At 62.6% G+C, this 17,700-nt stretch carries 16 protein-coding genes; 8 read left to right on the plus strand and 8 right to left on the minus strand.

The window, feature by feature from the left end; translation table 11 throughout:
- Positions 1-79 precede the first annotated feature (79 nt).
- Positions 80-706: a TetR/AcrR family transcriptional regulator gene (locus tag MU848_RS14795; RefSeq protein ID WP_097093684.1), complete on the plus strand. Its 627-nt coding sequence runs from the start codon at positions 80-82 to the stop codon at positions 704-706.
- An 89-nt stretch (positions 707-795) separates the two neighbouring features.
- Positions 796-1,533 (plus strand): dienelactone hydrolase family protein, encoded by a 738-nt coding sequence (locus MU848_RS14800; RefSeq protein ID WP_247233774.1) that lies wholly within the window; start codon positions 796-798, stop codon positions 1,531-1,533.
- A 19-nt stretch (positions 1,534-1,552) separates the two neighbouring features.
- On the opposite strand, the gene MU848_RS14805 is transcribed toward MU848_RS14800, so the two are convergent.
- On the minus strand, positions 1,553-1,753 hold the full coding sequence (locus tag MU848_RS14805) for a hypothetical protein (RefSeq protein ID WP_141397896.1): 201 nt from the start codon (positions 1,751-1,753) through the stop codon (positions 1,553-1,555).
- Between the two features lie 243 nt (positions 1,754-1,996).
- Here MU848_RS14805 and MU848_RS14810 point away from each other — a divergent pair, with 243 nt between their 5' ends.
- Positions 1,997-3,610 carry a GMC family oxidoreductase gene (locus MU848_RS14810; RefSeq protein WP_247233776.1) on the plus strand — a complete coding sequence of 538 codons (1,614 nt, stop codon included), beginning with the start codon at positions 1,997-1,999 and terminating at the stop codon, positions 3,608-3,610.
- A 24-nt stretch (positions 3,611-3,634) separates the two neighbouring features.
- Here the strand turns inward: MU848_RS14810 and MU848_RS14815 are convergent, their stop codons facing one another.
- The 6 genes from MU848_RS14815 to MU848_RS14840 form a co-directional block, all read right to left on the minus strand.
- Positions 3,635-4,321 (minus strand): MgtC/SapB family protein, encoded by a 687-nt coding sequence (locus tag MU848_RS14815; protein WP_247233778.1) that lies wholly within the window; start codon positions 4,319-4,321, stop codon positions 3,635-3,637.
- Positions 4,322-4,387: 66 nt separating this feature from the next.
- The gene (locus MU848_RS14820) at positions 4,388-4,996 is read right to left on the minus strand and encodes a DUF4142 domain-containing protein (RefSeq protein WP_247233779.1); all 609 of its coding nucleotides are present in this window, start codon (positions 4,994-4,996) and stop codon (positions 4,388-4,390) included.
- 113 nt (positions 4,997-5,109) lie between these two features.
- On the minus strand, positions 5,110-5,991 hold the full coding sequence (locus tag MU848_RS14825; RefSeq protein ID WP_247233781.1) for a helix-turn-helix transcriptional regulator: 882 nt from the start codon (positions 5,989-5,991) through the stop codon (positions 5,110-5,112).
- 91 nt (positions 5,992-6,082) lie between these two features.
- Positions 6,083-8,146 (minus strand): pyrroloquinoline quinone-dependent dehydrogenase, encoded by a 2,064-nt coding sequence (locus MU848_RS14830; protein ID WP_247233783.1) that lies wholly within the window; start codon positions 8,144-8,146, stop codon positions 6,083-6,085.
- 76 nt (positions 8,147-8,222) lie between these two features.
- Positions 8,223-10,352 (minus strand): oxidoreductase, encoded by a 2,130-nt coding sequence (locus tag MU848_RS14835; protein ID WP_247233785.1) that lies wholly within the window; start codon positions 10,350-10,352, stop codon positions 8,223-8,225.
- A 42-nt stretch (positions 10,353-10,394) separates the two neighbouring features.
- The gene (locus MU848_RS14840; protein ID WP_247233787.1) at positions 10,395-10,838 is read right to left on the minus strand and encodes a hypothetical protein; all 444 of its coding nucleotides are present in this window, start codon (positions 10,836-10,838) and stop codon (positions 10,395-10,397) included.
- A 203-nt stretch (positions 10,839-11,041) separates the two neighbouring features.
- On the opposite strand from MU848_RS14840, the gene MU848_RS14845 reads away from it, so the two are divergent.
- Both MU848_RS14845 and MU848_RS14850 read left to right on the plus strand, forming a co-directional pair.
- Positions 11,042-11,737, plus strand: a complete 696-nt coding sequence (locus MU848_RS14845; protein WP_247233789.1) for a hypothetical protein — start codon at positions 11,042-11,044, stop codon at positions 11,735-11,737.
- A 101-nt stretch (positions 11,738-11,838) separates the two neighbouring features.
- Complete coding sequence (locus MU848_RS14850) at positions 11,839-12,900, plus strand: hypothetical protein (RefSeq protein WP_247233791.1); 1,062 nt, start codon at positions 11,839-11,841, stop codon at positions 12,898-12,900.
- 24 nt (positions 12,901-12,924) lie between these two features.
- Here MU848_RS14850 and MU848_RS14855 read toward each other — a convergent pair whose 3' ends face one another.
- The gene (locus MU848_RS14855; RefSeq protein ID WP_097093617.1) at positions 12,925-13,821 is read right to left on the minus strand and encodes a LysR family transcriptional regulator; all 897 of its coding nucleotides are present in this window, start codon (positions 13,819-13,821) and stop codon (positions 12,925-12,927) included.
- Between the two features lie 103 nt (positions 13,822-13,924).
- On the opposite strand from MU848_RS14855, the gene MU848_RS14860 reads away from it, so the two are divergent.
- The 3 genes from MU848_RS14860 to MU848_RS14870 are packed head-to-tail and all read left to right on the plus strand — an operon-like array spanning position 13,925 to position 17,684.
- Positions 13,925-15,421: a CoA-acylating methylmalonate-semialdehyde dehydrogenase gene (locus MU848_RS14860; protein ID WP_247233793.1), complete on the plus strand. Its 1,497-nt coding sequence runs from the start codon at positions 13,925-13,927 to the stop codon at positions 15,419-15,421.
- Between the two features lie 47 nt (positions 15,422-15,468).
- The gene (locus tag MU848_RS14865) at positions 15,469-16,614 is read left to right on the plus strand and encodes an acyl-CoA dehydrogenase family protein (RefSeq protein ID WP_247233821.1); all 1,146 of its coding nucleotides are present in this window, start codon (positions 15,469-15,471) and stop codon (positions 16,612-16,614) included.
- An 11-nt stretch (positions 16,615-16,625) separates the two neighbouring features.
- The gene (locus MU848_RS14870) at positions 16,626-17,684 is read left to right on the plus strand and encodes an enoyl-CoA hydratase/isomerase family protein (protein WP_247233795.1); all 1,059 of its coding nucleotides are present in this window, start codon (positions 16,626-16,628) and stop codon (positions 17,682-17,684) included.
- Positions 17,685-17,700: the final 16 nt, after the last annotated feature.

A 17,700-nucleotide genomic window follows, 5' to 3' on the forward strand; every position in this document is an offset into this window, starting at 1 on the left:
ACTGACCGGTACGTCTCTTGCGCGGTACGTACCGATCTGTTACATGGCCGTCAAGCGAGAGGATGCGGAATTTTTGTTTATGGGCCTGACATTTGGTTCCGATTGCGGCTGCGCGGAAGGAACGCCAAAGAAAACAGCAGCTTCGAAGATATTCGAGACCGCCAAGGACCTCTTCTACAGGCGCGGAATCAGGGCCGTGGGGGTGGATGAGATCGTCTGCGAGGCAGGCGTCACCAAACCCAGCCTGTACCGCGCATACCGGTCAAAGGACGAACTTGTCGCCGCCTGCCTGCGGGAAGATGTGGAGGCGGGCCGGGCGAGTATTTACGCGGCGCTGGACGCGGCCGGTCCGGACCCGCGCGATCGGTTGGACGCCGTTATCCGGCACAAGGCGGAAAAGATGCGCCGGGCCGATTTTCGCGGCTGCCTGATCAGCAATGTCGCGGTCGAACTGCCCGAGCCCGGTCATCCGGGCCGCCTGATCGTGGAAAGCTGCAAGTCCGATTTCCGTGCGCTGTTTTGCGACCTTAGCCGGGATCTGGGCGTGGCCGAGCCGGAGAAGCTGGCTGACGGGCTGATCCTCGTCATCGAGGGCGCGATGGCGACGCATCATGTCTTCGGCAGCCAGGGTCCGGCACAGGCGCTGGAAGACACCTGCGCGGCGTTGATCGACTTCCATCTGGAACATGCGCGGGCCAAGGCCTGAAGGCCGCATTACACGCCATTGGGCTGCATTGAGGCGGGATCGATTTCCTACCCACAAGGTTGAGCCTGCAAACCGCTTGGGAGACGCGCATGAACTCGATCGCCGCTGGCCAACCGCATGTCTATCGCGACGGCGATGTCGAATTGATCGGCGAAATCTACTGCCCTTCGGGTCAGCCTAATGGCAGGGCGATGCTGGTCGTCCATGAAGCAGATGGAATCGGCGGCAATGTCCGGCGTCATTGCGCCATGCTCGCAGAGGACGGCTATTTCGTGCTGGCGGCGGACATGCATGGCGGCGGCCATGTGCTGCAAGGCGAGGCGATGTTCGCGGCTCTTCAGCGGTTCAAGGACGATCCTCCGCTGCTGCGGCAACGAGTGCGGTCGGGGTTTGACGAGCTGCTCGCGATCTCCGGCGTGGATGCTACGCAATGCGCGGCGATCGGCTTCTGCTTTGGCGGATTTACCGTGCTGGAACTGGCGCGGTCGGGTGCGCCGGTCGCCGCTGTCGGCAGCTTCCACGGCCTCTTGACGACGAACGCACCGGCACGCCCTGATCAGAAGATGGCGCGGATCGCTGTGTTCACCGGCGATCGTGACCCGCTCGTGCCGCCGGAAGATGTGGCCGCTTTCGAGGAAGAGATGCGGCATGCGGAGGCGGACTGGCAGCTGACCAATTACGGTACGGCCTTCCACAGCTTCACCAATGAAGATGTCGGTTCGCTCGGCGACCCCCGCATGCGCTATGATCGCGCCGCGCATATCCTGTCATGGAAGGCGCTGAAGGACTTTCTGGACGTCAGTCTCGCGCCTTCCTCGCCGGGATGAACGGCCCAAATCCTAGCGGTTATTGGTAGCCGCCTTCGTCCTTGCGCTTTTGAGCGGCATTCTCCTGCGCTTGCATCTGCTTGTCCTTGCCCTTCGAAGCGGACTGCGAGCCGCGCGCGTTGTTGCCGCCGCCGCGCCCCGTGCCCGTGCTTCCGCTGGCGCCATCGCCGCCCTTCTTCGTGATCGCCCCCGGATTACCGCCTGCACCTTTTTGAGCCATGAGAACCTCCTTGCCAGCGCGCATGATGCGCCAGGTCTACAAGCGACTCCTTTCATGGGGGCCGGGTTCCGCCGATCGAAACAGCCGCCATCTCAGGTTAGGAAATGGCGTCGTCTAAGAGGGCATGCATCCTCCTTTACGGCAACCGAACAGTTGAGTACCACTCGTTCGCAAGAGGCATGAGCATCGGGAGGAAGAGACGCTCCTCCGCTGCATCAATGCCCGGCAGGAGAGACGTGGCCAGTGGCGCGAAAGCATTTTGACATCATCATCGTCGGCGCCGGGTCAGCCGGTTGCGTTTTGGCCAATCGCCTGACGGATGGCACGGGATTGCACGTGCTGCTGCTGGAGGCTGGCCCTGTCGATCGCAGCCCCCTGATCCATATGCCCGGCTTCTTCACCGCCATGTACCGGCCCGGCAAGTTCGCCTGGGTCTATCCCACCGCCCCGCAGGCCCATGTCGATGGCCGGGTCATGCGCGATGTGCGCGGCAAGGTGCTGGGCGGGTCAAGCTCCACCAACGGCATGCTTTACTGCCGTGGCGCCGCGCAGGACTATGATGGTTGGGCCGCGATGGGGAATGATGGCTGGAGCTATCGGGAGGTGCTGCCCTACTTCAAGCGCGCGGAAGATCATGCATGCGGGGAGGACGCCTATCATGGCACGGGAGGACCTCTGCATGTGCAGCGGTCGCCAGTGAACAATCCGCTGGCAAAGGCCTTCATTCAGGCGGGGGTACAGGCGGGCTATCCCTATAATGAAGATATAAACGGGGCGCGCAGGGAAGGCTTCGGGCCTGCCGAGTCCACGATCTGGCGGGGGCGGCGCTGGAGTACGGCGTCGGCCTATCTCCGTCCTGCCCGCCATCGGCCGAACCTGACGGTGATGACGGGTGCGCACGTCACCCGCATCATATTGGAGAAGCAAAGGGCCACCGGCATCGAACTGCGGCAAGGCAGGAACCTGCATCGCTTCGCGGCGGGCGAAGTGATCCTGTCCGCCGGTGCGTTCCAGTCTCCACATCTGCTTCTGCTTTCCGGCATCGGCGATGGCGACCAACTGGCCTCCCACGGCATTGCCGCTCATGCGGACCTGAAGGGCGTGGGCCGCAATCTGCACGATCATGCCAGCATCACTGCCCACGCGACCTGCACCGCGCCCTTGTCGCAAGCTAGGCTGCTGAGCCCGCTTTATGCCGGAAAGGAGTTGATGCGCGGGGTCTTTGGCCGAAGTGGCTTCATGGCGGAATGTTCGATCGAGGCGGTGGGCATGATCCGATCGCTGCCGGAACAGGCGGTGCCGGACATCAAATATCAGTTCGTCCCCATCAGGCTCGACCATATGACGGGCAATCCCTTGCCCGAACATGGCATGGTCAACCGGATGGAGCTTACCGTGCCGGAAAGCCGGGGCGAGTTGCGCATCGCTTCCGCAGATCCGTCGGCCTTGCCGATCCTGGACGCCAATTATCTGGGGGAAGAGGGGGACCGGAAGCGCCTACGAGCGGCCTTGCGTACGGCGATCGAGATTTACCGCCAGCCAGCCTTCCAGGAATTTGGCGTGAAGGCAGACATTCCCGTTCGCGACTTGGACGATGATACGGCGCTCGACGCATATATCCGCGCGACCCTGACCAACGATCATCATGCTGCCGGGACGTGCAAGATGGGCAGCAGGGATGACGCGGTCGTGGACGCCAGCCTGCGGGTGCACGGGATCGAGCAACTGCGCGTCGTGGACGCTTCCATCATGCCGCAGGTGGTTTCCGGCAACACCAATGCGCCGACGATCATGATTGCTGAGAAGGCTTCCGACATGATCCTCGGGAGAGCCCCTTCGCCAGCCGCTCCAGTCTAGTTGACAGGATCGATAACCATTGGGTTATGTCCCATGGGGCACATAGTCGAAGCCCACGACATGCGCATCTTGCCTCAGCGCGCTGGTCAGGAGCTCCATCTTCTCCTCATTATCACCCGCGACCGTCGTGCTGAATTCCAGATAATCATCCTTCAGCTGCTGCCGTATCGAACTGGGATGCAGATGAGCGTCGGCGAGAAGAGAGCGGAACGCCGTCTGCGAAACCGGCGAACCACGATCATAGCGCACCTTGACGAGGGCATGGCGGCGCTGCGGCAGGAAGCGGTCGGATATGGTCACCGCCGTCAGGACGAGCAAAGTCGCCACCGTACCCCCGATGGCGAGGCTGTAAAAGCCGACACCAAACAGCACGCCTAGCGAGGATGTGGACCATAGCGATGCAGCGGTGGTGAGGCCCCGGACGTTGAACCCTTCGCGAAATATCACGCCGCCACACAGAAAGCCGATACCAGTCAGCACGCCATGCGCCATGCGCACGGGATCGATCCGGATGATATCGTCCGGCGTGTCGCTGAGCCACCGAACCTGGTGCACGGCCGCCAGCATCAACAGCGCGCAGGACAGGCTGACCAGAATATGCGTGCGAAAACCGGCAGGGCTGGCGCGATATTCCCGCTCGGCGCCAACGATACCACCGGCGACGATAGCGCCAAGGATTGGCAGAGCAAGGTCGAGGTCAAACAGGTTCATTTCATGCGTTCAGGACAAGGCAGAGACCGGAACAGCGGCTCCGTGCAGGCTGCCGCTGCCGGACCGTTATTTATCAGTCTTCGCCTCCAGATCACGCGCCATCTTCAAATGGCCTTCGACAACCGGCGCGATCTCGCCCGCTACCGCCTTCAACGCAGCATGCGTGCCGCCGGATGCGTAGGATCGCATCAGCGCCAGGGCATCCTCATGCGCATCCACCTGCCCATCGACATATTCCTCGTCAAAGGCCGCGCCCTTCTTTTGCCGCAGCTCGTCCAGCTCTTCTTTCTGATCAGCCGTCAGCGCCGGGTCGGGCGCCACGGTCGGGCGTGACTTGCCAGCAGCTGCCTTGATCTTCGCGGTGGATTCCGAATGCGCCTTGATCATCTGCTGCGCGAACGCCTTCACCTCGGGCGACGCGGCATTGGTGGCAGCCAGTTTCGCCGCGGCGATTTCGAACGCATCGCTCTTGGCGGCAAGGTTCACGAACTCCTGCGCGTTCGGTGCCGGTTTCAAGGAGTTAAGCGCATTGTCCGCCACATTTTCGATGCGGTCGCCCGCGCGCTCTGCTGTATTCGAAGCGGAGTCCAATGCGTCGGCGGTGCGTTGTTCACTCGCCTGATTACAGGCCGCGAGCGTGAGCCCGGCGCCGACGATCATCAATGTGATGCGCATTTTTTCATCTCCCTGTATTTCAAGACCGCAAACGCGCCTTTGATGAAGCCGTTCCTTGGTCTTGCTCGCCCGGCGTTCAGGCAGACCACACAAGCCCGGTCGGCACGGGAGTGTCAGGCGATAATCTGCTGCCGGTATTTGTTGGGGCTGGTCCCCGCCTCACGCCTGAACGCGGCGGAAAAGGCGCTTGCGTTGGCAAAGCCCAGACGGTGAGCAATCCCCTTCAGCGGCAGCGTCCGGTCGGCAAGCATTGCCTTTGCGCGTTCCAGCCGAATGCCTTCGACATAGGTGCTGACGGACGTGCCCATCGTTGCCCTGAACAGGCGGCGCAGATGGGGGGCGCTGATGCCGCATTCCTCGGCCAGCCGACACACGGTCAACGGACGCCCCTCAATGGTTTCCACAAGATCGCGGATGCGGCGCAGTTGCCATGCGGCAAGCTTGCCCTTCCCGCCTCCGCCTGCATCGGGACCCGCGCTGTCGAGTTGCCGCGCCAGTTCCACCAGAATCAACCGGCACAAGGAATCCACCTTCACGGCATGGGAAAAGCCTGGCGCACGAAGCTCATCCGCCAGCAACCTCAAAGCCTGTTGAGACACATCGCCATTCTCGCACGCCATCAACTGCTCAGTGCAATGATGCGGATCGATGCCGGTCGTCTCGTGAATATAGTCATTTTCAAAGTCGCAGAAGATCGCAGGCTTCAGCGGCCCTGACTCCTCGACTTCGGCGACCCAGTCGATTTCGGCGGGGACGAACGTCGCCTGCTTCATCTCATGATAATCGCGCTGGTTGGCATAGCGGAAACGCCCGCGTGGCCGGTGGATGCTGGACGTCCAAAGCCCTACCTGATGAGTTGCTACGCGTCCCGCCAAATGGTGCGGCAGATGCCCGCCATGAGGAAGGTTGAGCCGGACGAGCACACCGGGAAGGCGCGACGTCGCAAGCCGTTCCTCCGTCCAGCTGACATATTCGTGCACTGCCGCGCTCTCCATCCGCCGCGCCTTATGCGGGCTGAGTCTTTCCCCTCTCTTATTGGAAAGACGCGGCGGCGGCGACAAGATTGATCAGCCGCCGCCGGACAGGTCATTTGGGCAAGGCGTATGCGACCAGTGAGTCCCCAAGCTTGGTGCCAAGGAATTTGTGCCCGCCCGCAGCGATCACCACATATTGGCGGCCATCCTTTTTCAGGCGGTAGGTCATGGGCGTAGCCTGTCCCCCGGCAGGCAGCCGAACGCGCCACACGACCTTGCCGGAAGCGATGTCATAGGCCCGCAGATAATTGTCCGTAGTCGCGCCAAGGAACACGAGTCCCGAAGCCGTGGCGATACTGCCGCCAAGGTTCGGCACGCCAAGCTTCAACCACATGGGCGGTGGCGCCTGGTCGCGCGTGGTGCCAAGTGGTACATTCCAGAGCGTCTTGCCTGCTTTCAAATCGATCGCGGTCAAGCGGCCCCAGGGCGGACGGTTGCATGGCGCGCCGAATGGCGACAGCATCGGCTTCATCTGCAGACCGTAGGGCGCGCCCTTCGTGGGCAGGATGGCCTCGCCCGCGGCGGTGCGGGACGCGATCTCTGCCTGCGGGATCAGCTTCATGATCGCGCCCACCTGCGTCGTGTTGGCGATCAGGATGCCGCGTTGCGGATCGATCGTCACCCCGCCCCAGTTGGAAGCGCCTTCGAAGCTTGGCCATTGCAGCCACCCTTTTGTCGAGGGAGGGGTGAAGACGCCCTTATAGTTCACCGATCGGAACAGTTCCCGGCACTTATATTTGTCATAGGGGGTGAAGCCCCACATATCCTCTTCGCGCAAATCCGGGTCACGAATGATGAACGCGGGATTGGCGGGGAATGGCTGGGTGGGCGACAGCTTTTCGCCCGGCACCTTGCCCTCTTGCGGGACGGGCCGTTCGACGACGGGGAAGATCGGCTTGCCGGTGCGCCGATCGAGAATGAAGATATGCCCGACCTTCGTGGTCTGTGCGAGCGCGGGGATGGACCCCTTGCCCGTGGGCAAGTCGAACAGCACCGGCTGCGCGGGAAGATCATAGTCCCACACATCGTTATGGACCGTCTGGAACCGCCATTTGACCTCGCCAGTCGTTCCGTCAAGCGCCACGACCGAACTTGCATAATGGTCCAGGCCACGCCGGTTGGCGGCATAATGGTCGGGCGGTGCGTTGCCCATCGGCACATAGACGAGGTTAAGCTTCGGATCGACCGCCATCGGCGCCCAGCTATTGGGCGTGCGCCGGACGAACTGCTCACCCTTGGGCGCATCCTTGGCATCGCTCATCCCCGGCGGCAGGCCGTTCCATGACCATAAGGGCTTGCCGGAATGGATGTCGAAGGCACGGATTGCACCCGCGGGCATGTCGACCCGCATATTGTCGGTAAGCCGGCCATTCACGACAATGGCATTGCCGATGACGACGGGCGGCGAAGAGATGGACAGGTCGCCCCGCTCCATCTTGCCAAGGCCCGGTTTCAGATCGACCACGGCGTTGCGGCCGAAGGAGCGGCACTCGCGGCCCGTGGCGGAATCGAGCGCTACCAGCCGCCCGTCCAACGTCCCGGCGAAGATCCGCCCCGCGCATTCCGCACCCGCTGGCACGCTTTCGTCACGCGCATAGGTGACGCCACGGCAGTTCAGCAGATAGGTGCTGAAATTGTCCGAGCTTGGCTGCTTGGCCCAGATTTCCTTGCCCGTCTCCGGGTCCACCGCCGCGATGCGGCCGTTACCGGAGCAGAGATACAGCCGGTTTTCCGCGATGATCGGCGTCGCCTGGAATGTCGGGGAAAGCGGCTCAGGGGCCGTCACCATCCCGATATGATAGGTCCATGCAGGCTTTAGCGCCCAGACATTTTCAGGCGTAATCTGGGTTAGCGGTGAATAGCGCGTCCCGCCCGCATCCCCGCCATAATAGCTCCAGCCCGCCGTCGGCCCGCTATAGTCGATCGAGGGGACCGGCCGGAACAGGTTCTCCCTATAGGCCCAATATGCGCCGCCCAGGACGGCAATGGCGCCAGCACCGGTCAGGACAGCGCGGCGCCAGCCGCGGCGGCCCTTCTTCCCCCGCGTCCCATTGCCGCCGCCCGCCGCCGCAGGCTCCACATCCTGAAAGGAAAGGCGTGTATCAGTCCGGTTCATATGGCCTCGATCATCGACATTTCCGGACCGCAGCGCACATTCCCCCGCTGGTTCCGCATGAATATGGGCCGGGCATTCACCCGGCTATTGCGTCCACCGCTGCCGCCGCGCCGCGCATCGCCCCCTCGATATAACCAACCCCCTTGGCATCGCCGACGACATGAACGGCAAAGCCTTGCTCCTCCAATTGATTAGCGAGCGTCAGGTCCCCGGTTGCGCCCTTCGCGACAATCACATGATCGGCAGCGGCCGACTGCTCCACCTCATCCTTGTCCTTGAAGCGGACGGCATCCCGGTCGATCCGGATGGCGCTCGATCCGGGATGAAGCTGAACGCCATGCTCCTTCAGTTCCGCGAGCAACCGCATCCGGCGGACGATCGTCAGACCGGCGCCAAGGCGCGGGGCATCATCGACCACGATCACCTCGCGGCCACGTTCATTCAGGAACTCTGCCAGTTCAAGGCCGACCAGTTCTCCACCGATAATGACGACCCGCTTGCCCAGCGGCATCCATTGATGCGTCGCCTTGCGCACGAAATCGAGATTGGCGGTCATGCCGGTTATGGAGCCGAGCTTCGTCGCGGCCCGCGTCAGCAACCCGGTCTTGCGCTTGAGTTCGTCGGAACTTTGGCCAAGCACCATCCGGCGCATGTCATCGCCCGAGAACACATGGGCCAGGTCATTGCCCGGAATGTCCGGCATCCCACGCACCGCGCCCGTCGCGACCACGACCGCGTCAGGCTGAAGCGTACGCAGAAGCTCTGGCGTCGCGGGGGTGCGCAGCCGCACATCGACCTTCGAAGACGCGATCTGCCGTTGCAGCCAGTCAAGCAACCGCTCATTCGCCGGATAGGCAAGGGCCGCGAAGCGCAACGTGCCGCCCAGATATTCACCCTGTTCAAGCAGGATGACCTGATGCCCCAGGCCATCCAGCCTGCGCGCGGCTTCCATGCCGCCCGGTCCACCGCCAATGACCACTATCCGCTTGGTCGCCGACGATGGCGCTTCCGAACGCAGATATTCAAATCCCGTTTCCGGATTGACCGCGCAGCGCAGCGGATCGCAGACATAGATGGCGCTGATGCAGGTATAGCAATAGATGCAGGGCAAGACATCTGCCGCCCGCCCTTCCGTCAGCTTGCGCGGCAGGTGCGGATCAGCCAGCAGCTTGCGGCCCATTGAAACAAAGTCGATCTGCCGACTGGCAATCGCCTTGTCGCCGACATCAGGCTCGATCCGGCCGGATGCGATGACGGGAATGGAGACCGCAGCCTTGATCTGCGCCGCATAGGGAAGGTTCACGGCAGGTTCGTGCGGCGTGTGCGATCCCGAGTGCAGCTTTCCCTGCGCCGTGTCGTGATAGGCCGTCACCGTGATCGCGTCGGCGCCTGCGGCCTCAGCCATGCGGGCGACCTTCGCGGCGTCTTCGATCGTTAGGCCGCCTTTTTTCCCGACTTCGCGAGAGTCCAGCTTGCACCAGACGGGGAAGTCAGGACCTACAGCCTGCCGAACGGCCTGAATGACCTCGACCAGGATGCGGACGCGGTTCTCCAGCGGCCCGCCATAGGCATCCGTCCGCCGGTTCGATTTCGGCGAGATAAAGGACGACAGAAGATATCCATGCCCACCATGAATTTCCACGCCATCGAACCCGGCGCGCTTCGCCCGGTCTGCGGCGGCGGCGAACTGGCCGACGACCGTCCGGATGTCCTCAAGCGTCATTTCCTTGAAGCTGACAGCCTGGATCTTGCTGAACGGCGCGACGGCGAGTTCTTCGAGCAGGAACGCCTCTGTAAAGTCGCCTTCGGGTGCTTCGGGCAGCGACGGGCACCAGACTGGTCGGCCGCCCAGCATATCCCCCATCGCGACAAGGCCGCCATGATGGATTTGCGGCGCGATCTTCGCGCCATGCTTGTGGACCGCTTCCACGAGCGCCGTCAGGCCCGGCAGGAAGCGATCGTCCGAAATCGCGATCTGGTTGACCTGATTGCCTCCGACCGGCCACGCCACACCGGCAACGCCCGTGATGATGAGCCCGACGCCGCCCTTCGCCTGCTCCTCATGATAACGAATGATCCGCTCGCCGCACTGGCCATCGGCTTCGGCAAGGCTCGCCCCCATGGCCGTCACGGCGATCCGGTTGCGCAATTCCATGCCGCCGATCCGGCCGGGGGAAAGAAGATGTTGCAAAGAATTGGAGGCCATTGAAGTCGTCGCCTGTCTGGAGAAAGTCCTGATACACGTCGTTCATATCTGTTGAGGATCGGGCGAGATCGTCTCCATCTCATCCCAGATGGGGCCCGTCAGCGTCCGAAACAGCGCTTCATCCGAATACATGCGCTCTCCGGTCAGCCCCTGTTCTCCAAAGACCAGGATCGCCATGATGCGATGCCAGCTGAGCTCTGTTTCCCCGATCAACCTGATCTGGATATCATATTCCTGCACTACGCCCTGCGGGCCGACGGACTCACTGATCACATGGTAGTTCGCGATACGCGGCTGCACGTCATCGATGAAATGGCGGTAGAGGCGGCGCGTCTTTTCGTATCCCGTAAAGCTTCGCCCAACAGGGAAATATTGGTAGGTCGGCTCGCCCTCCATCGTCGCCATGATCGCATCGAGATCCTGCCCGCTTTCCGTCAGCGCATGCCGGCTCGCCACTCCAATGAGATGGACCAGGCTTGTCCCCACCGGATTTTCTCCCCTGCCTCTCCAACAGCCTTATACCATGCCCGCTCTCGGCCGCCGATGCCTACCGCATGCTCTGGCGCGTCATCAGCCCCAATTTATGTCGCGAAGCGCGCATAATCGTTCGGATCGATCATCCTTCGCCAGCTTCCTTGACCCATCGCATCGGATCGACGCCTGATGCTTCCATCGTTATGGGTCGGCCGATGAGCAGCGAAAATCTTGAATCTTCCCCTGTCGAGGCGGAAGGGCCGCCACCTGCTGCCCGCTCTGTCGGACGGCCGCGGCGATTGACCTTGGCGCAGATCCTGGACGCAGCGATCGAGATGGGGCTGGATGGCCTGAGGATCGCGGCGCTCGCCGATCGGCTCGGCGTTCGCCCGGCGGTGCTCTACACCTATGTCACCGGGCGGAAGGAACTAGTCCGGCTGGCGGCGCAGCGCGCTTCGGGGGCCGCCACCTTCCCGGAGGACGAAGGCCAATCCTGGCGCCAATATGCCACCCAATATGCACAAGCGCTCCACAAGCTGGTGGAGGAGGGGCAGCTTGTCTCCACCCTCGTCAGCGGCAATCTGGGACCTGCGGTCGAAATCGACAGTTCGGAACAATGGCTGCAAGTCATGCTGGCGCGCGGGTTCGACCTGCCGGAAGCGCTCGACCTGTTACGCTCCATCGACCTGATCGTGCTGGGCGGCGCGTTCCTTTCTTCCTACGCCCGCGCGGTGGCAGGCGGCGAAGCGGAATATCGCGACGCCGTGCGCGCTTCGATCGATCAGCGTTCGGCGGAAGATGTGCCGGTCATCGCCGCGCATCCCGACCGTTATGCCGATACTGCCCTCCCCCGCTGGCGCACCACATTGGCACTGGTGCTCGACGGAGTGGCCTCGCGGCGCGGCGAATAGTCGAACATATTTTCGGAAATTATTGCAGGCTGGGCGACGATGGGATATTCCACCTTCGACCCTGCCGTTCGCGCGGGGAAATCGATCGCTGGAGAGAGCATATGCCTGCCGATGTCGCTTCCACTTTTCTGCCCGTCGCGCCGCCCCGGATCGTCGACGATCTCTACACCGAAGACCAGCATCAGCGGCTATTGGACGTCATCCGCCGCGAAGGCCCCTGGTCCCTCATTCTCGCGCAATATTTCTCTTCGCCCGAAGAAGTGATCGCGACCTCCACCGGCTCCATTCCGGAAGGCTTCACGCCGACCTGGGACATGTTCATGAACCCGGTGTTTCGCGGCTACATCGCCGACAACGGCGTCAATCGCTTTCCGGAACTCGACGACTGCTTCTACAACAAGAAGTTCCTGGACATGGCGCGCAGCTATTGGAACACGCCCTATGTCGAATGCGACCAGCTGATGTTCAACATTCAGGGTCCAAGCTCGGCGGGCGGTTCGCCGCATGTCGATGGCACGCAGTTTCGCGGCCTGTACGAAGTCAACTGCCCGATCTGGTTGCTGAACATCATGGCCAAGTCCGGCCTCTTCAAACGCTGGCAGGCGAAGAAGGCGCAGGTCATCGCCTGGTATTATCAGGGTTCGATCGGCGGCGGCTTCCACTATTGGCCGAACGGGCCGCAAAATGATCCCGCCTGCCTGGAAGCGCCGATGTGGGGACGCGGCGTCATCGTGGAAAATGAGATGATGTTCCACACCGCGCAGGGCTGTGGCCCGGTTGATCAGCGCAAACCGGCGGGCTTAGCCATCAATTCGACCATGTCGGCTGATCCTGATGTGGCTGGCGGCTGGCGGATCATGACCGGCGACGATGTGGTGGCGAAGATCCCGGAGCAGGAGTTCCGTCTGCTCCTTCACTGGAACGCCCAGGTTTACACTGACCTTAACGACCTGCGGATTTCGCGCGACCATACAGACGACATCACGACAGACATGGCGTTCGAGATTTTCGTGAAGGACCTTCGGGCGCGCGGCGAAATCTTCGAGATGCCGAGCGATCCGCTGCATGACACCAATTTCATCGGCCTGCTGACCCGCGTCTATGATGTCGGCAAGCCCAAGGGCGTACCGCAGGACCCGGTCGAACCGCGTCTGGTCGCCTGACCTCGCTACCTCCGCCGGGGTGCTTCAACTGACTGAAGCGCCCCGGCCCAGCAGTGCTTCCGATCGTTCTCGCAGCATGTCGGACACCGCCAAGATGCGGGCGAGCTTCGCCATTTCCGGGTGCGTCACCAGCCAGAAGGAGCGTGCAATCTCCACCTCCTCCGGGAAAAGGCGCACCAGCGTCTCATCATCGGCCACGATGAAATCCGGCAGCACGCCGATGCCTGCGCCGTCCAGGATCAGTTGGCGCTGCATGCCGATGCTGCTGGACCTTAGCGAGGCTTCCAACCCCGCTTGCACCTCGTCCAGATAATCCAGTTCCGGCGAATAGAGGAACTCGGGGACATAGCCGATCAGCATATGCTCATGCAGCTGTTCCCGGGCTGCCGGAGCGCCGCGCGCCGCGAGATAGGCGGGCGAGGCATAGAGATGCAGCGTGTAATCAGCGAGCTTGCGCACCGCCAGATGCCCGCGCTGCGGCCGCGCCAGCATCACCGCCATGTCCGCCTCCCGCTTTGACGGATTAAGGAAACCGGAAGCGGTGATGACGTCCAGCCGGATGCCGGGATGACGCGCATGAAAGCCGGGAATCGCAGGCGCCAATATCCATCGGCCAAAGCCTTCCGCCACGGACAAGCGCACCTGTCCGTTCAGACTGTGCCGTTCCCCCTTCACATCGACGATGGCCGACATTGCCGCGCTCTCGATGCTTTCTGCATGGCGGAGCAAGGCCGCACCATGCTCCGTCAGCGCCCTTTCCGCCCCCGTCTGCTCGAACAATTGCGCATCGAGCGCCTGTGACAGGCGCGACAATCGGCGGGAAATCGTCGTCGCATCAATGCCGAGCATCCGCGCCGCCGGAGCCACTCGCTTCAACCGCGCGACCGTCAGGAATATCCGCAAATCGTCCCAATCGAACATCAACCGCACCCATGCAAAAATGCAGATCAACTCTGCAATAAAGGGGAATTGAATGCATTATCGCCTTTCGGCATGATAAGGCAAATCTCATCGAGAGGATGCCATGCGCGATATTTCCCACAAGCTCGCCTTTGCCCATGACGGCGAAGCTGCGCGTTACAGTGATGTGTTCAATCCCAATGACGGGCAGGTTCAGGCCCGCGTCGCCCTGGGCGACCGTGCGCTGCTCGACCGGGCGGTCGAAGCGGCGAAGGCGGCGCAGCCTGCCTGGGCAGCGGTCAATCCGCAGCGGCGCGCCCGCGTCATGTTCAACTTCAAGGCGCTGGTCGAGAAGAACATGGACGAACTCGCCCATCTGCTCTCGTCCGAACATGGCAAGGTGATCGCCGATTCCAGGGGCGACATTCAGCGCGGCCTGGAAGTCATCGAATTTTGCTGCGGCATCCCCCATGCGCTGAAGGGCGAATATACCCAGGGCGCGGGCCCCGGCATCGATGTCTATTCCATGCGCCAGCCGATCGGCATCGGCGCTGGCATCACGCCGTTCAACTTCCCGGCGATGATCCCGCTGTGGATGTCGGGCGTCGCGATCGCCACCGGCAACGCCTTCATCCTGAAGCCATCCGAGCGCGATCCGTCCGTCCCCGTGCGCCTTGGCGAACTCTTTCTGGAAGCTGGCCTGCCCGAGGGCATTTTCCAGGTCATCCAGGGGGACAAGGAAATGGTCGACGCCATCCTTGACCACCCGGATATCGGCGCGATCAGCTTCGTCGGATCGTCCGACATCGCCCACTATGTCTACAAGCGCGGCGTCGACAACGGCAAGCGCGTGCAGGCAATGGGCGGCGCGAAGAACCACGGCATCGTCATGCCGGACGCCGATCTCGACCAGGTCGTCAACGATCTGTCCGGTGCGGCCTTTGGTTCGGCTGGCGAACGCTGCATGGCGCTGCCCGTCGTCGTGCCGGTGGGTGAAAAGACCGCGCTCGCTCTGCGCGAAAAGCTGATCCCCGCGATCCAGGCGCTGCGCGTCGGCGTCTCGACCGATCCCGAAGCCCATTATGGTCCGGTGATCAACGCCGCGCACAAGGCGAAGATCGAAAACTATATTCAGATGGGCGTCGATGAAGGGGCTGAACTGGTCGTCGATGGCCGTGGCTTCACGCTGCAGGGGCATGAGCAGGGCTTCTTCGTCGGCCCGACGCTGTTCGACCAAGTAAAGCCCACGATGCGCACCTACCAAGAAGAAATCTTCGGCCCCGTGCTGCAAATGGTGCGCGCCGAAAGCTTCGAGGACGCGCTCGCCCTGCCCAGCCAGCATCAATATGGCAATGGCGTCGCCATCTTCACCCGCAACGGCCATGCCGCGCGCGAATTCGCCGCGCGGGTGAATGTCGGCATGGTCGGCATCAACGTGCCGATCCCGGTGCCGGTCGCCTATCACACATTCGGCGGCTGGAAGCGGTCGGCCTTTGGCGACACCAACCAGCATGGCATGGAAGGCGTCAAATTCTGGACCAAGGTGAAGACCATCACCCAGCGCTGGCCCGATGGCGGCGCGTCCGGCGACAGCGCCTTCGTCATCCCCACCATGGGGTGACAGCCGCGAGGGGAGAGCGCATGCTCTCCCATCACTCCACAGGATGCATGATGACCCAGTTCGACCTTACCGACGACCAACGCCAGATCCAGGACATGGCGCGGCGCTTCACCGCCGACGCGATCACGCCCCATGCGGCTGAATGGGATGAAAAGCATATCTTCCCGCGCGACACGATCCGCGCGGCGGCAGAGCTTGGCTTCGGCGGCATCTATGTGTCGGAAGAATCCGGCGGCATTGGCCTTGGACGGCTGGAATCCGCGCTCATCATGGAAGCCATGGCCTATGGCTGTCCATCGACCAGCGCGTTCATATCGATCCACAACATGGCCGCCTGGATGATCGACCGCTTCGGCGCGCAGCCGGTCAAAGACAAATATCTGCCCTCTATGGTGCCGATGGATCGGATGGGCAGCTATTGCCTGACCGAAGCGGGATCAGGTTCGGACGCGGCGGCGCTCAAGACGCGCGCCGTGAAGGACGGCAGCGACTATCTCGTCACCGGTTCCAAGCAATTCATTTCCGGCGGCGGTGAAAACGACATCTATGTCACCATGGTCCGCACGGGCGAGGACGGGCCCAAGGGCATCAGTTGCCTCGTCATCGAAAAGGACATGCCGGGCGTCGGCTTCGGCGCGCAGGAGCGCAAGCTTGGCTGGCATTCGCAGCCTACCGCGCAGGTCAATTTCGACAATGTCCGCGTGCCCGCGGAAAATCTCGTCGGCGCCGAAGGGGAAGGTTTCCGGATCGCGATGATGGGCCTTGATGGTGGACGGCTCAACATCGGTGCCTGCTCGCTGGGCGGGGCGCAGCGCTGCCTGGACGAAGCCATCGCCTACACCAAGGACCGCAAGCAGTTCGGGCAGGCCATCGCCGACTTCCAGAACACGCAATTCACCCTGGCCGACATGGAGACGGAACTTCAGGCGGCGCGCGCGCTGCTCTACATGGCGGCGGTCAAGGTGACGGAAAACGCGCCCGACAAGACCCGCTTCGCCGCGATGGCCAAGCGCCTTGCCACCGACGCCGGGTCAGCCATCGCCGACCGCGCGCTGCAACTGCATGGCGGCTACGGCTATCTGATGGACTATCCGGTCGAACGCTTTTGGCGCGACCTGCGGGTGCATTCGATCCTGGAAGGCACGAACCAGGTAATGCGCATGATCGTCGCGCGCGATCTGCTGCGTCAGTGAAGGGGCCGACCATGACCGACCAACTGCTGATATCGGCAAGCAACGGCGTCGGGCGCATCCGCCTCAATCGCCCCCGAGCCCTCCATGCGCTGACGCTGGAGATGTGCGATGCGATCAATGTCGCGCTTCTCGAATGGCGCAGCGATCCGGTCATCAAGGCGGTGATGATCGACCATGCCGAAGGACGCGGCTTCTGCGCGGGCGGCGACATCGCCCTCATCGCCAGCAGCGCCAAGGCTGACGGGGTCGAAGCGGAGCATTTCTTCCGTCACGAATATCGGATGAACCATCTGCTGTTCACCTATGAAAAGCCCATCGTCGCCTTCATCGACGGCATCGTGATGGGTGGGGGCGTCGGCCTGTCGCTCCCCTGCCGCTATCGCGTCGCGACCGAGCGGACGACCTTCGCCATGCCCGAAACCGGCATCGGCCTTTTCCCTGACGTGGGTGGCGGATGGTTCCTCCCCCGCCTTCCAGGCCGGATCGGCACGTGGCTCGCCGTCACAGGCGCGCGGATCAATGGAGCGGACTGCACCGCGATCGGCATCGCCACCCATTATATCGCTTCGGACAAGCTGGATGCGATCAAGGAAGCCATCCTCGACCGTCCAGATGATCTGGCCGCCATTCTCGACCAAGCGAACGAGACCGCGCCCGCATCCTCGCTGACGGAGCAACGGGCCGACATCGATCGCCTCTTCGCCGCCGATAGGATCGAAGACATCATGGCCGCCCTGCGCGCCGATAGGTCCGACTGGGCGCAGCAACAGCTGGCAACGATCGCCACCAAGTCGCCGCAAACCGTCAAGGTCGCCCTGCGCCAGTTGCGCGACGGCGCGGCCTTCACCGATTTCGCCGACAATATGCGCAATGAATATCGCGTCGCCTGCCGGGTTATCCGCCGCCCCGACTTCATCGAGGGCGTGCGCGCGGTGATCGTCGACAAGGACAATGCGCCCAAATGGAATCCGGCCACGGCGCAAGAGGTGGATGACGCCGTGATCGACAGCTTTTTCGCGCCCCTGCCCGCTGACAAGGAATGGACGCCGCTGCCCGAAACGCAACGGTGAGAGCGCTGTGCATCAA

This window comes from Sphingobium agri, from assembly GCF_023051225.1.
Lineage (GTDB): Bacteria > Pseudomonadota > Alphaproteobacteria > Sphingomonadales > Sphingomonadaceae > Sphingobium > Sphingobium agri.

Bases quoted from the DNA above. Each gene is read 5' to 3' on its own strand.
- MU848_RS14795 (WP_097093684.1), top strand. From the start codon at position 80: ATGGGCCTGACATTTGGTTCCGATTGCGGCTGCGCGGAAGGAACGCCA.
- MU848_RS14800 (WP_247233774.1), top strand. From the start codon at position 796: ATGAACTCGATCGCCGCTGGCCAACCGCATGTCTATCGCGACGGCGAT.
- MU848_RS14805 (WP_141397896.1), bottom strand. From the start codon at position 1,753: ATGGCTCAAAAAGGTGCAGGCGGTAATCCGGGGGCGATCACGAAGAAG.
- MU848_RS14815 (WP_247233778.1), bottom strand. From the start codon at position 4,321: ATGAACCTGTTTGACCTCGACCTTGCTCTGCCAATCCTTGGCGCTATC.
- MU848_RS14820 (WP_247233779.1), bottom strand. From the start codon at position 4,996: ATGCGCATCACATTGATGATCGTCGGCGCCGGGCTCACGCTCGCGGCC.
- MU848_RS14825 (WP_247233781.1), bottom strand. From the start codon at position 5,991: ATGGAGAGCGCGGCAGTGCACGAATATGTCAGCTGGACGGAGGAACGG.
- MU848_RS14830 (WP_247233783.1), bottom strand. From the start codon at position 8,146: ATGAACCGGACTGATACACGCCTTTCCTTTCAGGATGTGGAGCCTGCG.
- MU848_RS14835 (WP_247233785.1), bottom strand. From the start codon at position 10,352: ATGGCCTCCAATTCTTTGCAACATCTTCTTTCCCCCGGCCGGATCGGC.
- MU848_RS14845 (WP_247233789.1), top strand. From the start codon at position 11,042: ATGAGCAGCGAAAATCTTGAATCTTCCCCTGTCGAGGCGGAAGGGCCG.
- MU848_RS14850 (WP_247233791.1), top strand. From the start codon at position 11,839: ATGCCTGCCGATGTCGCTTCCACTTTTCTGCCCGTCGCGCCGCCCCGG.
- MU848_RS14855 (WP_097093617.1), bottom strand. From the start codon at position 13,821: ATGTTCGATTGGGACGATTTGCGGATATTCCTGACGGTCGCGCGGTTG.
- MU848_RS14860 (WP_247233793.1), top strand. From the start codon at position 13,925: ATGCGCGATATTTCCCACAAGCTCGCCTTTGCCCATGACGGCGAAGCT.
- MU848_RS14865 (WP_247233821.1), top strand. From the start codon at position 15,469: ATGATGACCCAGTTCGACCTTACCGACGACCAACGCCAGATCCAGGAC.
- MU848_RS14870 (WP_247233795.1), top strand. From the start codon at position 16,626: ATGACCGACCAACTGCTGATATCGGCAAGCAACGGCGTCGGGCGCATC.